At 59.0% G+C, this 14,724-nt stretch carries 18 protein-coding genes and 1 pseudogene; 14 read left to right on the plus strand and 5 right to left on the minus strand.

The features are described from left to right. The first annotated feature begins 61 nt into the window (after positions 1–61). Positions 62–958, plus strand: coding sequence for a LysR family transcriptional regulator (locus GHO42_RS13595; RefSeq protein ID WP_095001173.1), 897 nt, complete (start codon positions 62–64; stop codon positions 956–958). Here GHO42_RS13595 and GHO42_RS13600 read toward each other — a convergent pair. Further along, on the minus strand, positions 939–1,394 hold the full coding sequence (locus tag GHO42_RS13600) for a flavodoxin (protein WP_095001172.1): 456 nt from the start codon (positions 1,392–1,394) through the stop codon (positions 939–941). The two genes, GHO42_RS13595 and GHO42_RS13600, sit on opposite strands and share 20 nt — an antisense overlap. A gap of 101 nt (positions 1,395–1,495) precedes the next feature. Here GHO42_RS13600 and GHO42_RS13605 point away from each other — a divergent pair, with 101 nt between their 5' ends. Then, positions 1,496–1,963 (plus strand): PAS domain-containing protein, encoded by a 468-nt coding sequence (locus GHO42_RS13605; RefSeq protein WP_095001171.1) that lies wholly within the window; start codon positions 1,496–1,498, stop codon positions 1,961–1,963. Positions 1,964–2,021: 58 nt separating this feature from the next. Continuing rightward, positions 2,022–2,627 carry a hypothetical protein gene (locus GHO42_RS13610; protein WP_095018230.1) on the plus strand — a complete coding sequence of 202 codons (606 nt, stop codon included), beginning with the start codon at positions 2,022–2,024 and terminating at the stop codon, positions 2,625–2,627. On the opposite strand, the gene GHO42_RS13615 is transcribed toward GHO42_RS13610, so the two are convergent. Beyond that, positions 2,628–3,560, minus strand: a complete 933-nt coding sequence (locus GHO42_RS13615; protein ID WP_095026603.1) for a MerR family transcriptional regulator — start codon at positions 3,558–3,560, stop codon at positions 2,628–2,630. 247 nt (positions 3,561–3,807) lie between these two features. On the opposite strand from GHO42_RS13615, the gene GHO42_RS13620 reads away from it, so the two are divergent. The 6 genes from GHO42_RS13620 to GHO42_RS13645 all read left to right on the plus strand — a co-directional run bounded on the left by GHO42_RS13620 (position 3,808) and on the right by GHO42_RS13645 (position 6,793). Next, a complete protein-coding gene (locus tag GHO42_RS13620; protein ID WP_095001168.1) occupies positions 3,808–4,377 on the plus strand; it encodes an antibiotic biosynthesis monooxygenase in 570 nt (189 codons plus the stop codon). A gap of 88 nt (positions 4,378–4,465) precedes the next feature. Beyond that, positions 4,466–5,176 carry a dihydromonapterin reductase gene (folM, locus tag GHO42_RS13625; RefSeq protein ID WP_153326384.1) on the plus strand — a complete coding sequence of 237 codons (711 nt, stop codon included), beginning with the start codon at positions 4,466–4,468 and terminating at the stop codon, positions 5,174–5,176. Between the two features lie 25 nt (positions 5,177–5,201). Beyond that, on the plus strand, positions 5,202–5,762 hold the full coding sequence (gene folE / locus GHO42_RS13630; RefSeq protein ID WP_095001166.1) for a GTP cyclohydrolase I FolE: 561 nt from the start codon (positions 5,202–5,204) through the stop codon (positions 5,760–5,762). Continuing rightward, entirely contained in the window at positions 5,762–6,148 is a 387-nt protein-coding gene (gene folX, locus GHO42_RS13635; RefSeq protein WP_095001165.1) for a dihydroneopterin triphosphate 2'-epimerase, read from the plus strand. The genes folE and folX overlap by 1 nt, the downstream gene beginning before the upstream one ends. A gap of 14 nt (positions 6,149–6,162) precedes the next feature. Beyond that, positions 6,163–6,459: a DUF1244 domain-containing protein gene (locus tag GHO42_RS13640; protein WP_095018232.1), complete on the plus strand. Its 297-nt coding sequence runs from the start codon at positions 6,163–6,165 to the stop codon at positions 6,457–6,459. Beyond that, a complete protein-coding gene (locus GHO42_RS13645) occupies positions 6,452–6,793 on the plus strand; it encodes a HopJ type III effector protein (RefSeq protein WP_095018233.1) in 342 nt (113 codons plus the stop codon). The genes GHO42_RS13640 and GHO42_RS13645 overlap by 8 nt, the downstream gene beginning before the upstream one ends. 152 nt (positions 6,794–6,945) lie before the next feature. Here GHO42_RS13645 and trxB read toward each other — a convergent pair whose 3' ends face one another. Beyond that, entirely contained in the window at positions 6,946–7,908 is a 963-nt protein-coding gene (gene trxB, locus GHO42_RS13650; protein WP_016781820.1) for a thioredoxin-disulfide reductase, read from the minus strand. Positions 7,909–8,219: 311 nt separating this feature from the next. On the opposite strand from trxB, the gene cysZ reads away from it, so the two are divergent. Together cysZ and GHO42_RS13660 are read left to right on the plus strand one after the other, a co-directional pair. Next, positions 8,220–8,981 (plus strand): sulfate transporter CysZ, encoded by a 762-nt coding sequence (gene cysZ, locus GHO42_RS13655; RefSeq protein ID WP_095001162.1) that lies wholly within the window; start codon positions 8,220–8,222, stop codon positions 8,979–8,981. A gap of 61 nt (positions 8,982–9,042) precedes the next feature. Further along, a complete protein-coding gene (locus GHO42_RS13660; RefSeq protein WP_240055587.1) occupies positions 9,043–10,233 on the plus strand; it encodes a glycosyltransferase family 1 protein in 1,191 nt (396 codons plus the stop codon). Here GHO42_RS13660 and GHO42_RS13665 read toward each other — a convergent pair. Beyond that, positions 10,230–10,712 (minus strand): glutathione peroxidase, encoded by a 483-nt coding sequence (locus tag GHO42_RS13665; protein ID WP_153326382.1) that lies wholly within the window; start codon positions 10,710–10,712, stop codon positions 10,230–10,232. The genes GHO42_RS13660 and GHO42_RS13665 overlap by 4 nt on opposite strands. 135 nt (positions 10,713–10,847) lie before the next feature. Next, entirely contained in the window at positions 10,848–11,333 is a 486-nt protein-coding gene (locus GHO42_RS13670; RefSeq protein WP_095001159.1) for a peptidylprolyl isomerase, read from the minus strand. Here GHO42_RS13670 and GHO42_RS13675 point away from each other — a divergent pair. From GHO42_RS13675 to GHO42_RS13685, 3 genes and pseudogenes are all read left to right on the plus strand, one after another. Beyond that, positions 11,332–11,639 (plus strand): annotated as a pseudogene (locus GHO42_RS13675) (DUF3565 domain-containing protein). The gene GHO42_RS13670 and the pseudogene GHO42_RS13675 overlap by 2 nt on opposite strands. Before the next feature lie 60 nt (positions 11,640–11,699). Further along, the gene (gene pta, locus GHO42_RS13680) at positions 11,700–13,799 is read left to right on the plus strand and encodes a phosphate acetyltransferase (RefSeq protein ID WP_095023071.1); all 2,100 of its coding nucleotides are present in this window, start codon (positions 11,700–11,702) and stop codon (positions 13,797–13,799) included. Continuing rightward, complete coding sequence (locus tag GHO42_RS13685; RefSeq protein ID WP_095018235.1) at positions 13,800–14,705, plus strand: acyltransferase; 906 nt, start codon at positions 13,800–13,802, stop codon at positions 14,703–14,705. Positions 14,706–14,724 lie beyond the last annotated feature (19 nt).

Consider the following 14,724-nt stretch of genomic DNA (forward strand, 5'->3'; position numbering starts at 1 on the left):
CTGCTAACATCCCGGAAACGAATTGTCAGACTTGTAGCCATTCCAAAATGGAATCACGCCAATGGAATTCAAACACCTGCGCACCTTTGTCGAAGTCGCCCGCCAGGGCGGTTTTACCCCCGCCTCCCACAGCTTGCATATCAGCCAGTCAGCGGTGAGCAAACAAGTGGCGCAGCTCGAGCACAGCCTCGGTACACCGCTGTTCGACCGCCTGGGTTCTCAGGTGCGGCTGACGGCAGCGGGCAATGTGGTGTTGCAGCGGGCCGAAGGCATGCTGCGCTTGCATCGGGAGTTGTTGAGCGAGCTGGACGACCTGAGCCAGATGACCCGGGGGGAACTACGGGTGGGCCTGCCGCTGCTGGGCAGCAACACCCTGTTTGCCGGGCTGTTTGCCGAATACCGTCGACGCTACCCGAATATCCGGGTGCAGTTGCTCGAAGAAGGCAGCTTGAATATCGAACAGGCCGTTTTGAGCGGCGAACTGGAGCTGGGCGGCAGCCTGACCCCGAATAATCCCGCGTTTGCTTATCAGCCGTTTTGTGACGAGCCGCTGGATGTTCTGCTCCCGGCCGATCATCCGCTGGCCGAGGGGCCTGGCGTAAGACTTGAGCAATTGGCTGATACGCCCTTTTTGCTCTACCAGCGCAGCTTTGTGCTCAACGACCGGGTGCTCAAAGCCTGCCAGCAGTCAGGCTTTACCCCCAACGAAGGCGGGCGCAGTGGCCAGGCGGATTTTCTGGTGGCATTGGTGGCTGCAGGCCAGGGCGTAGTGTTGCTGCCCAGTGTGGTCGCCCGCGGGCTGGTGCGCCCCGGGGTGGTGCGGCTCAAACTGCTCGCACCGGATGACTTGCGCTGGGATATCGCGTTTATCTGGCGTGATGGCGCGTATCTGTCACGGGCAGCCCAGGCCTGGCTTGAGCTGCTGCGTGAACGCCCGGTTACGGCTTCAGTGTTTTGATCAGTTCTGCAATCCACGGCTCGGAGTCTTCCTCCGGAGTCACCGTGACGCTGGAGTCCAAACGCAGCATCGGCAGCACTTCACGCACGCCAAGCTCGGCAAACAGTTCGCGCATTTGCTCACCACCGCCACAAAACGTGTCACCGTAACTTTCATCACCCAGGGCAATCACTGCCCCAGGCAGCCCGCGCCAGGCGCCTGGCAACTGGTCACGGATGGCGCTGTACAGCGGCACGAGATTGTCCGGCAGCTCGCCCATGCCCGTGGTCGAGGTCACCGCCAGCAGCGCTTCGGGAGCAAACGCCTGGAGATCGGCCAAAGTGGCGCGGGTATTGAGCAAAACCTCAAAACCGGCATCGGTCAGCAGTTGTTTCGCATTGCGGGCGACTTCTTCAGCGGTGCCGTACACCGAGCCGGAAAGGATGGCGACTTTCATCAATCTGATCCTGTAGCTGACTAAAAGCCTGGGATATTAACAGGTCTGGCAGCGATGCCTTACCATGCGCCCATCTGTATGCCTCTCTGGAGAACCACTCAATGATCAACGCCCGTTTATTACAACGCATGGTGGACGCGTCCCAGGACGGCATTGTCGTTGCCGAACAAGAAGGTGAAGACAACATCCTGATTTATGCAAACAACGCCTTTGAAACCCTCACCGGCTACAGCCGCGACGACATCCTCTATCAGGACTGCCGCTTCTTGCAGGCCGGCGACCGTGACCAGCAGGGCCTGCAATTGATCCGCGAGGCGATTGCCAGCGGTCAGCCCACCCGCCAGATCCTGCGCAACTACCGCAAGGACGGCACGCACTTCTGGAATGAACTGTCGATCACGCCGGTGTTTAACGAAAACGACAAGCTGACATACTTTATTGGCGTGCAAAAAGACGTCACCTTGCAGGTAAAGGCCCAGCAGCGGGTCGCCCAGCTCGAAGCCCGACTGGCCTCGGTTCAGGCTGAACTGCAGGCGCTCAAGGCGACGAGCGGATTAAACAAAACGTAGAAATTACGGTCTGATAGTCGCTGTGACGATTTTTCAGACACCTTTTCGAGCTTTATCCATGTCGCACGATGCCCTTTTGACTCAGGACGAACTGGATTTCATCCAAACGATGCACCAAAACCCGCTGTTGAATAAACGGGATGCTTCGTCGAGCCTGATGGTCAACGGGATGTCGCAAATCCGCGATTTGCTGACACGCCTTGCCGCCCATGAACAGGTCACCATCCAGGCACAAATTGCCAATCAGCAAATGAGTTTTCCGCTGCGCCTGGTTGAAGACGAATTCCATGCCCAGCATCTGCAACTCGGCGCCCCGAGCATCTTCGAAGACGGGCCAAAGGCGCGCCCCTGGCGCCTGTCACTGGCCGAGCCGGTGCCGCTGGAAAATATCCGCGGCAAGGCAGGTCATCTGTGGGTAACCGAACTGTCGTTCAAAGGCGTGCTGATTGAAATGCGTCACGACAGCCAGCCGCCACGCCAGTTTGCACAGTGGTTCAGCCCCGATGGATATGAGCGGATCAACCTGCGCGGCACCCTGGAGCGCAAAACGGAAACGGGCCTTTATGCCTACCGCCTAAGCCAGAGCGACAAGGGCGAAACCGAGCATCTGCGCCAGTACATCCTGCAACAACACCGCCTGGCGCACCCGGGCCTGCACGTCTGATCAACCCCCCGGCGTTGCCTTGAGTTCAGCATCCAGACGTTGATTGATCAGGCGTGACACACTCCCCAGGCAAGCGATGGATGAGTTCGCCAAAGCCTCCTGAACCACATCCGAGGCCTCACCTGCCAACGACACCGAGCAATTCAGGGTCTGTGCCAGGCGTGTCAGCCTGCGCTGGTGGACCGTGTTCAATGCATGGTTGGCAAACAGCACAACGGCCCGGGGCTCCAGCTTCTGGCAAACCAGTGACAACTCTTCCAATGGCTGACCTATGGCCACAACCCTGACCACGCGGTCATTACGAGTCAGCAGCAAGCCCGCCACCAGCAACTCCAGCTCGCGGCACAACTCAGGCATCGCCACCACCAGCACGCACGGGCGGGCAACAGCGGCCTGCAATTGAAGGCGATGCTGTACCCGACCGCGCAAGAAGCCGTCCAGCAGCAGCCATTCACTGGTACGGCCAAATGTATCCCGGGCCCCAAGCAGTTGCTGCCACAGCGGCAGGAAAATCCCCTGAAACACAACGTCAATCGGGTAGCTGGAGAAAATCTGCCCGTAAAGACGCTCCAATTCGGGTTCGTTAAAGTCCGTGAGGGCGCTGCCAATACGGGTTTGCCAGTCGCGGTACTCACTGCTGGCGGGTGCCGGGACATCGACGGAACTGTTGCTTGCTAGCAATTGCGCGACTTTGCTGACAGAAACCCCACGCTCAAGCCAGCCCATGACCTGACGAATCGTTCCAATATCGCTCACGGAATACAGACGATGCCCACTTTCGGTGCGTTTTGGTTCGATCAACCCATAGCGGCGCTCCCAGGCACGCAGGGTTACCGGGTTGATTCCCGTCAGCCTGGCCACTTCCCGGATCGGATACAGACCCTGGCAATCATCAGCCTGGGCAATGGGCTCGAGTTCAGTAATCACAGGCATCGGCAGGGCAACAATCAGAAAGGGTGACTGGATTCTACCCGTCAATCCAGACCCTGTGGGAGCGGGCTTGCTCGCGGTGCAGGCCACGCGGTCTGTCAGGTGAGCCGCGGTGATGCCCGCTCACACAAACGGCGCTGTGTGTATTCAGGAACAATCCTTGCTTGTTTTTACGGACATGGCCCACCACCCCGGCGCCGTGTTTTGTGATTGCCCTACCCGGGCAGCATCAGCCTCATGGAGATACACAATGTCTACCTCCCCTGTCACATTGATGGTTGCGCGCCGTGTCGCCAAAGGCCGCTACCAGGAACTGATCGCCTGGCTGCACGAAGGCGAACAGCTGGCCACGGACTTTGCCGGCTACCTGGGCTCGGGCGTTCTGGCGCCGCCACCGGGCGACGACGAATTTCAAATCATCTTCCGCTTTGCCGACGAATCCACCTTGCATGCCTGGGAGCACTCCGTCTCGCGCAAGGCCTGGTTGCTGCGTGGCAGCGACCTGTTCGCCAACCCTTCCGAGCACCGGGTCAGCGGCATCGACGGCTGGTTTGGCAATACCGGGCAAAGACCGCCCCGCTGGAAGCAGGCAGTCGCCATCTGGCTGGCGTTCTTCCCGGTCTCACTCCTGTTCAACTTTGTATGCGCCCCCTTGCTCGGCGAGTTAGCCCTGTTGCCACGGGTACTGGTCAGTACCCTGGCCCTGACGCCGCTGATGGTTTACCTGTTTATTCCACTCTCTACCCACTTGCTGGCAGGTTGGCTGCACAGCACCCCAGGCAAACCCCTGCGCAGCGCTATCGCGACACCGCGCCACTAATCTCGGGCTTGGCCGTCAGGTCGCGGACACTGGTATAGTTTTGCCATTGCGCCGCGACTGTTTCCGGCTTTTGTGCACCGAGTACGTCATGCCCACTTCTACCGCACCGATTCTGATCACTGGCGCAGGCCAGCGCGTTGGCCTGCATTGTGCGCAGCAGCTGCTGGCCGACGGCTATCCGGTGATTTTCACCTATCGCAGTGAAAAACCCGGCGTGCAAATTCTCCGCGACCTGGGTGCCATTGCGCTGTTTGCCGACTTTTCGACCGAAGCCGGCATTCTCGATTTTATCGTACGGCTGAAAATACACACCGACAGCTTGCGGGCGATTGTCCACAACGCCTCGGCCTGGCTGGAAGAAACCCCACAGACAGAAACCAGCGCCTTTTTGCACATGTTCAGCGTGCATATGCTCGCGCCATATCTGATCAACCTGCATTGCAGCGAGCTGCTCAAACGCTCGAACCCTGCAGATATTGTGCATATCAGCGATGATGTAACACGCAAGGGCAGCAGCAAGCATATGGCCTATTGCGCAACCAAAGCCGGGCTCGACAGCCTGACCCTGTCATTCGCGGCTAAACTGGCGCCACAGATCAAAGTCAACGGTATCGCCCCGGCCTTGCTGATGTTCAACCCCGACGACGATGCGGCGTACCGCACCCAAGCGCTGGCCAAATCCGTGCTGGGCATCGAGCCCGGCGCCGAGGTGATTTACCGCAGCCTGCGCTATCTGCTGGACAACCCGTATGTGACCGGCACCACCCTGACCGTCAACGGCGGCCGGCATTTAAAATAATGCCGCCCCGCGAGGAAGTACTTAGATGAGCGCATCACTGCCTGAGCATTACCGCGAGATTCTTATTGGTTTAGGCGAAGACCCTGAGCGCGAAGGCCTGCTCGACACCCCCAAACGCGCCGCCAAAGCCATGCAATACCTGTGTCATGGCTACGAGCAGAGCGTGGAGAAAATCGTCAACGGCGCCCTCTTCGCCTCTGACAGTGACGAAATGGTGATCGTGGCCAATATCGAGCTGTACTCATTGTGCGAGCATCACCTGCTGCCCTTTATCGGCAAGGCCCATGTGGCCTATATACCGACGGGCAAGGTACTGGGGCTGTCGAAAATCGCCCGCATTGTCGACATGTTTGCCCGGCGCCTGCAGATCCAGGAAAACCTCACCCGGGAAATCGCGGACGCCATCGAAAGCGTCACCCAGGCTGCCGGTGTGGCCGTGGTGATCGAAGCCCAGCATATGTGCATGATGATGCGCGGCGTAGAAAAACAGAATTCGACCATGAACACCTCGGTCATGCTCGGCGCCTTCCGCGAACCGAGCACCCGCATGGAGTTCTTGCAACTGATTGGACGGAGCAAGTCGTAATGCCACAACTTCAGCCAGGAATGGCCCGTATTCGCGTCAAGGACTTGTGCCTGCGTACCTATATCGGCATCAATGAGGAAGAAATCCTCAACAAGCAGGATGTGTTGATCAACCTCACCATCCTCTACGCGGCGCAGGAGGCGGTGCGCGATAACGATATCGACCACGCGCTCAATTACCGCACCATCACCAAGGCCGTGATCCAGCATGTCGAAGAGAACCGCTTCGCCCTGCTTGAGCGCCTGACCCAGGAGTTGCTGGATCTGGTGATGGCCAACGACGCGGTACTGTATGCCGAAGTCGAAGTCGACAAACCGCACGCGCTGCGCTTTGCCGAATCGGTGTCGATTACACTGGCGGCGAGCCGTCAGACTGCAACCTCATAACCCCGGTGAACCCCATGACACCTCAAGAACAGCTTGAACTGGAGGCAGCCGCCTTTCGCCGCCTTGTCGCGCACCTGGACAGCCGCAAGGACGTGCAAAACATAGACCTGATGAACCTCTCGGGTTTTTGCCGCAATTGCCTGTCCAAGTGGTACAAGGCCGCAGCAGACGAGCGCCAGATCGCCATCAGCCTCGATGATGCACGCGAAGTGGTCTACGGCATGCCGTATGCCGAGTGGAAAGCCCAGTACCAGAAAGAAGCCAGCGCCGAACAGACGGCGGCGTTCACCCAAGGAAAAAAGCATGACTGATTTGAACACCCTGCGCGCCAGCCTCAACAGCGGCGAGCACGTTTTTGCCGATACCCTGGCGTTTATTGGCGCGCACTACGATTACCAGCCTCAGAGCTTCATCAACGGCGGTGTGGAAAACGCTGCAGGGCAAAATGAAGGTTCGTGCAAGACCCTGGGCCTGGCCCTGCTGGAAGGTTTGAGCGACCAGGAAACCCTGCTGGCTTTCGGCGAACACTACCGCTCGGTACTGGCCACGCCTGAAGGCACAGACCACAGCAACATTCGCGCACTGATTGCCCACGGCCTGGCCGGGGTCAAGTTCGAAGCCCAGCCGCTTACGCGCAAGGCGTAATACTGCAACTCATCGTGGGAGCGGGCTTGCTCGCGATGCAGGCGCCGATTTTTTTCAGTTACACCGCTGCGATCCCATCGCGAGCAAGCCCGCTCCCACAGGGCAGACACAAAAAAACCGGCCAAGGCCGGTTTTTTTGTTGAAGCAGGCTATCAGAACTGGGCGTTCTGCAGGCCGTCCAGGTAGCGCTCGGTGTCCAGCGCTGCCATGCAACCGGCGCCAGCCGAGGTGATGGCCTGACGATAAACGTGGTCCGCCACGTCGCCCGCAGCAAACACGCCTTCAACGCTGGTCGCAGTAGCGTTGCCTTCACGGCCGCCCTGCACAACCATGTAGCCGTCTTTAAGCTCAAGCTGGCCTTCGAACAACGAAGTGTTCGGTGTGTGGCCGATGGCGATAAATACGCCATCGACTTTCAGCTCGTCAAAGCTGCCGTCGTTGTTCTTCAGGCGCGCACCGGTCACACCCATGTTGTCGCCCAGCACTTCGTCCAGGGTCGCATTCAGCTTGAGTTCGATCTTGCCTTCAGCAACACGGGCGTGCAGCTTGTCGATCAGGATCTTCTCGGCGCGGAAGGTTTCGCGACGGTGAACCAGGGTTACTTTGCTGGCGATATTGGCCAGGTACAGGGCCTCTTCAACCGCGGTGTTACCACCACCCACTACGGCAACAGGTTTGTTGCGGTAGAAGAAACCGTCACAGGTCGCACAGGCAGAAACGCCTTTGCCCATGAATGCTTCTTCCGACGGCAAGCCCAGATAACGGGCGCTGGCGCCGGTAGCGATGATCAGTGCGTCGCAGGTGAATGTACCGCTGTCACCCTTGAGGGTGAACGGACGATTTTTCAGGTCCACTTCATTGATGTGGTCGAAAATGATTTCCGTCTCGAAACGCTCCGCATGCTCACGCATGCGTTCCATCAAGGCCGGGCCGGTCAGGCCGTGAACATCACCGGGCCAGTTGTCGACTTCGGTGGTGGTGGTCAGTTGACCGCCAGCCTGCATGCCCGTGATCAGCAGTGGTTTGAGGTTGGCGCGGGCCGCATAGACAGCGGCGCTGTAACCGGCAGGGCCGGAACCCAGAATAATCACACGCGAATGACGTACTTCAGACATGACTCACTCCTATGACCGCCCGCATTGAAACCGGGTCGGAACGCCGCTTTACCGGCTGGAATAAAAAGAAACCGTAAACCTGCCCAGGCTATGCCTGCAACGCGCAGATCCTGAAAAATATGGGTGAAGCATATAGAGGCCGCAGAGAGTAAGGAAATACGCATTAACAATCCAGCTCATAGCAGGTCTCTATGTAGTCGAAGTCGATTTTAGACGGCTTTGTTACAGTTATTGTCGATACTGCGACAAGGCTTTCGTCCTGCGGACAAAGCCGCTAAGGTCGCCCGGTTTTCCACTGTTCGGAGCACGCTATGCCCGCCCCTGTTCTCTCTGGCCCGCAGTACCTGCGTGAAGGCCTTAAGTTGATCCTCAGCCCTGGCTTGCGCCTGTTCGTGCTGCTGCCGTTACTGATCAATCTGGTGCTGTTCGTCGGATTGATTTATTTCGCCGGGCATCAGTTCAGCCTCTGGGTCGATACCTTGATGCCGACCCTGCCCAACTGGCTCGGTTTCCTCAACTACGTGTTGTGGCCACTGTTCGTGGTGCTGGTGGCGTTGATGGTGTTTTTCACCTTCACCATGCTGGCCAACATCATCGCCGCGCCATTTAACGGTTTTCTCTCGGAGAAGGTCGAAGCCGTGGTGCGCGGGGTCGATAATTCGCCACCGTTCAGCTGGGGCGAACTGGCCGCCATGGTGCCGCGCACCCTGGCCCGTGAAATGCGCAAGCTGGGCTACTTTCTGCCGCGGGCCATTGCCCTGCTGATCCTCTCGTTTATTCCGGTGCTCAACCTGATCGCGGCACCGCTGTGGCTGCTGTTCGGGATCTGGATGATGGCCATCCAGTACATCGACTACCCGGCCGACAACCACAAGCTGGGCTGGAACGAGATGCTCGCCTGGCTGCGCGAAAAACGCTGGCAGAGCATGAGTTTTGGCGGCATCGTCTATCTGGTGCTGCTGATCCCGGTGGTCAATATCCTGATGATGCCCGCAGCCGTTGCCGGTGCAACCCTGTTCTGGGTGCGCGAGCGTGGCGATGAAGCGCTGGCAGCCGCCAACCGCAGCCGCTGACTTCATCATTCCATCATCACCGTGACACATTGACGTCATGACCCCAACGCACACTGGGGTCATGACCACAGCCCTTCATATCGCACTTGTTACCGAAACCTTCGCCCCTGAAATCAATGGCGTGGCCAATACCCTTGGCCACCTGTGCGATGGCTTGCGCGCCCGCAACCACCGCGTGCAACTGATACGCCCACGCCAGAGCGCCGATGGCAATCAGCGCAGCAGCGACGACCTGATGCTCTGCCGCGGTTGGCCGCTGCCCGGTTATCCCGGCCTGCAATGGGGCCTGACCTCCACCCATCGCCTGACCAGGCGCTGGTGCCAGCACCCCCCTGACGTGGTTTATATCGCCACAGAGGGGCCCCTGGGGCTGTGCGCACTCAGGGTTGCCCGACGCCTCGGCATTACCGCGGTCACCGGCTTTCATACCAATTTTCAGCAGTACTTGCGCCAGCATGGCCTGACCCTGTTTACCCGGGCGCTGACTCACTACCTGCGCGGGTTTCACAACCGCTCGGCAATGACACTGGTGCCCAGTGCCAGCCAACGCGTCGAGCTTGAGCGCAGGCATTTTGAACGCCTGGAGCTGCTGCCCCGTGGCGTCGATAGCCAGCTGTTCAGCCCGGCAAAACGTCAGAATGCCTTGCGCCAGAGTTGGGGGCTCAGAGAAAACGATATTGCCCTGTTGTATGTAGGACGCTTGGCACCGGAAAAAAATCTGGACGCACTCAAGCGCTGTTTCGATGAACTACAAGCCCGTTATCCCGCACGCCGCTTCAAATTGATCGTGGTGGGCAACGGCTCAAAACGTGCCTCACTGGAAGCCTCGTTGCCTGAGGCCATTTTTTGCGGGCAGCAGTCTGGCGAAGCGCTAGCGTGCCATTACGCATCCGGTGATGTGTTTTTGTTTCCCAGCCTGAGCGAAACTTTCGGCAACGTGGTGCTCGAAGCCCAGGCTTCAGGCCTGGGAGTGGTGGCCTATGACGAGGCTGCTGCCGGCTTGCATATTCGTCATGGCTACAACGGCGTACTGGCCATGCCGGGGGATGAATACGCCTGGATCGAAGCCGCCTGCTGGCTGCTTGATGACCCGGAAACCTTGCGCACCCTGCGCCTCAATGCCCGTCGCCATGCCAGTCGGCAAAGCTGGACGGGGATTGTCGAGCAGTTCGAAAACCAGTTGCAGCAGGCTCGCCAGGGCCGCGAATACGCAGCCCCGGTGCCGGTTCCGATGACCGTAAAAAAGCCTTAGGCCAGGGACTTCTCAATGGCCTGAATGACCGTGGCATCGTCTGGGGCGGTACGCGGTGAGAAACGCACCAATACCCGGCCATCCTTGCCAACCAGAAACTTCTCGAAGTTCCAGGTAATTTCCCCTTCAAATTCGGCGCCCTCGCCTGCCAGCAACCGATAAAGCTGATGGCGGTCAGGCCCGTTGACCTCAAGCTTGCTGCTCAGAGGGAAAGTGACGCCGTAGTTGAGGCTGCAAAACGCCTGGATATCCTGCTCGCTCCCCGGTTCCTGCCCGGCGAACTGATTGCATGGCACGCCTAGAACGCTGAAGCCCTTGCCCTTGAATTGCTGGTAGAGGTTTTCCAGGGCTGCGTACTGAGGGGTCAAACCGCACTTGGAGGCGACATTCACTACCAGCACCACTTTGCCTTTAAAAGTCTCCAGCGGCAGCGGCTTGCCATCCAGCGCGTCCAGGGTAAGTTCGTGAAATGCACTCATGACGGACTCCAAAAATTCCCGTATCCACATTCAAACAATCGTTCAGCCTGCCGATTGCCCTCATAATCCAGGATGCAAAAAGGCGCCCGTAGGCGCCTTTCCTGGCTAGCTCTCATGTGAGCGTAGCAGCACTTGTCAGTGCTGATGACCGCCTTCACCGTGTACGTGGCCGTGAGCGATTTCTTCTTCGCTCGCGTCACGGATGGCCACAACCTTGACCTTGAAGTTCAGACGCTGACCAGCCAGTGGGTGGTTACCGTCTACAGTCACGTCGTCGCCGTCCAGGTCACGGATGGTCACGATCTGCATTTGGCCGTCCGGCGCCGAAGCGTGGAACTGCATGCCAACTTCCAGTTGGTCAACGCCTTCGAACATGCTGCTGCTCAAGGTGCTGACCAGTTCGGCGGAGTACTCGCCGTACGCGTCTTCCGGCTCAACGGTAACGTCCAGCTCGTCACCGACGGCCTTGCCAACCAGAGCCTTTTCCAGACCCGGGATGATGTTGCCAGCGCCTTGCAGGTAAACCAGCGGCGCGCCGCCGGCGGAGCTGTCGATGACCTCACCAGCGTCGTTGGTCAGGGTATAGTCGATGGAGACAGCCTTGTTAGCGGCGATCGTCATGGGGCGAGACCTTTTGCAAAAAATAATGAGTTCGCAAGTTTAACCAAGCAATCGCCCGAAAGCGAACACAACCAAGACCAACGGATAATTTTGAAAACTTCAACGATCATTGGCTGGCGTCAGGATGAGGAGCAGCACTGGGTTGCCGTGCTCTCCTGTGGCCACACACAGCACCAGCGCCATCAACCGCCCTGGCAATCCCGGCCGTGGGTGCTTGATCCCGGGCAACGCCAGGCCAAAATAGGCCAGCCCTTTGCCTGTGGCTGGTGTGCTCAAGAGGCGGATAGCGCTAATCTTGGCAATTGATTCAGGCACAAGCCCCGTTTAAAGGGTGTTGCCCTTGCACTGCCACGTCAGGAAGCTCGCATGCAAACTTTCTTTATCGCGCCCACCGATTTTGGTGTGGGTCTGACATCCATTAGCCTGGGCCTGGTTCGCACTCTTGAGCGCGCCGGGCTTAAAGTCGGGTTTTTCAAGCCCATTGCCCAGCCGCACCCGGGGGATTTGGGGCCGGAGCGCTCCACTGAACTGGTGGCCCGCACCCACGGCCTCAAGCCGCCTACCCCACTGGGCCTGGCCCATGTCGAGCGCATGCTGGGTGACGGCCAGCTGGATGAGTTGCTCGAAGAAATCATCAACCTCTATCAACAAGCGGCCATCGGCAAGGACGTGCTGATTGTCGAAGGCATGGTGCCCACCCGCACGGCCAGCTACGCGGCACGGGTCAACCTGCACCTGGCCAAGAGCCTGGATGCTGAAGTGATCCTGGTCTCGGCCCCGGAAAACGAAGTGCTGACCGAGCTGTCGGGTCGGGTGGAGTTGCAGGCCCAGCTGTTTGGCGGGCCAAAAGACCCGAAAGTGCTGGGCGTGATCCTCAACAAGGTGCGCACCGACGAAAGCATGGACGCTTTTGCGGCACGCCTCAAAGAGCATTCGCCGCTGCTGCGCAGTGGTGATTTCAAGTTACTGGGCTGCATTCCCTTTCAGCCCGAGCTGAATGCTCCACGCACCCGCGATGTGGCCGAATTGCTGGGAGCCCAGGTGCTCAATGCCGGGGACTATGAAACCCGTCGCATGTCGAAAATCATCCTCTGCGCACGCACGGTGCTCAACACCCTGCAACTGCTCAAACCGGGCGTGCTGGTGGTTACCCCGGGAGATCGCGACGACATTATCCTGGCCGTGAGCCTCGCTGCCATGAACGGCGTCCCGCTGGCCGGCCTGCTGCTGACCAGCGACACCCAGCCCGACCCACGCCTGATGGAACTCTGCCGTGGCGCCCTGCAGGCCGGGCTGCCGGTGCTGTCGGTGAGTACCGGCTCGTACGACACCGCCAACCGTCTCAACGGCCTGAACAAGGAAATTCCCATCGATGACCGCGAGCGCGCGGAAATCATCACTGATTTCGTCGCCAGCCACCTCGATGCCCACTGGCTGCACCAGCGCTGCGGTACACCCCGCGAAATGCGCCTCACCCCTGCAGTTTTTCGCTATCAGTTGATCCAGCGTGCCCAGCAGGCCAACAAGCGCATTGTCCTGCCCGAAGGCAGCGAACCCCTGACCGTACAGGCTGCGGCCATTTGCCAGGCACGCGGTATCGCCCGTTGTGTATTGCTGGCCAAGCCCGAAGAAGTCCAGGCAGTGGCCAAGGCCCACGGTTTTGAACTGCCCGAAGGACTGGAGATTCTTGACCCGGACCTGATCCGCGGCCGGTACGTCGAACCGATGGTGGCCCTGCGCAAAACCAAAAGCCTCAACGCGCCGATGGCCGAGCAACAACTGGAAGACCCGGTAGTGATTGGCACCATGATGCTGGCTCTGGATGAGGTCGACGGTCTGGTATCCGGGGTGATTCATTCCACCGCCAACACCATCCGCCCTGCCCTGCAACTGATCAAAACCGCCCCGGGCTGTACGCTGGTGTCATCGGTGTTCTTTATGCTGTTCCCCGAGCAGGTGCTGGTGTATGGCGACTGCGTCATGAACCCGCACCCCAGCGCCAGTGAACTGGCTGAGATCGCCCTGCAAAGTGCCGACTCTGCCGCTGCCTTCGGCATCACGCCACGGGTAGCCATGATCAGCTATTCCAGCGGCGAATCGGCCAGTGGTGAAGAAGTCGAAAAAGTTCGCGAAGCCACCCTGCTGGCGCACGAAGCGCAACATGCGCTGCTGATCGACGGCCCGTTGCAATACGACGCAGCAGCCAACGAAGTGGTGGCCAGGCAACTGGCGCCCAACAGCCAGGTGGCGGGCCGGGCCACGGTATTTGTGTTCCCCGACCTCAATACCGGCAACACCACGCACAAAGCCGTACAGCGCAGCGCTGACTGCGTCAGCCTGGGGCCGATGCTGCAGGGCCTGCGCAAACCGGTAAACGATCTGCCTCGCGGCGCACAAGTGGACGATATCGTCTACACCATCGCCCTTACGGCGATTCAAGCCGCCAACCGACCTATGGATGTGTAAATGCTGGACTTTCTGCCTGCGCCGATACGCGGCGTCATCGCTTCACTGCTGCTGGCGATCAACACCATCCTGTGTTGCACGCCGTTGTTTATCGTCGCGATTTTCAAGCTGTGCCTGCCGTTCCCGGCGGCGCAACGGCTGACCGACGAATTGATGCGCCGGATCCACGAAGCCTGGGTCGGCAACAACAACCGCTGGATGGACCTGATACGCAAGACCCGCTGGCATATCAAAGGCCTTGAAGGGCTGGACTATGAGCACTCGTATCTGGTGACCAGCAACCACCAGAGCTGGGTTGACATCATGGTGCTTCAATATGTGCTTAACAAACGCATCCGTCCGCTGAAGTTCTTCCTTAAACAGGAACTGATCTGGGTTCCGGTGATTGGCCTGGCGTGGTGGGCACTGGGCTTTCCGTTTATGAAACGCTATTCGAAGGCGTACCTGGCCAGGCACCCGGAAAAGAAAGGCGCTGACCTGGCAACTACGCGCAAGACCTGCGCCAAATTCAAGAACCAGTCGGTGGGCATCTTCAACTTCGTCGAAGGCACGCGCTTCACCGAAGCCAAGCATGCGCAACAGAACTCGCCGTTTCGCTACCTGCTCAAGCCCAAGGCCGGCGGTATCGCCTTCGTCCTGGACGCGATGGGCGAACAGCTGAAATCAATCGTCAACGTGACCATCCACTACCCGGGCGGGCGTCCGGGGTACTGGGACTTGTTGTGCGGCAATGTGAAGGACGTAGTCGTGGTGTTTGAAGAGCTGCAAATACCCGATGAATTCCTGGGCAAGAACTACGACCAGGACCCGGAGTACCGCCTGGCGTTCCAGGGCTGGATCAACCAGCTCTGGGAAGAGAAGGACCGCTTGCTGGAGCAGTTGCATCGGGACTATCCGGCACAGTGAAGAAGATCAAAAACCTACC

The sequence above is a fragment of the Pseudomonas sp. FSL R10-0056 genome (assembly GCF_009600105.1).
In the GTDB taxonomy this organism is placed as follows: Bacteria; Pseudomonadota; Gammaproteobacteria; order Pseudomonadales; family Pseudomonadaceae; genus Aquipseudomonas; species Aquipseudomonas bubulae.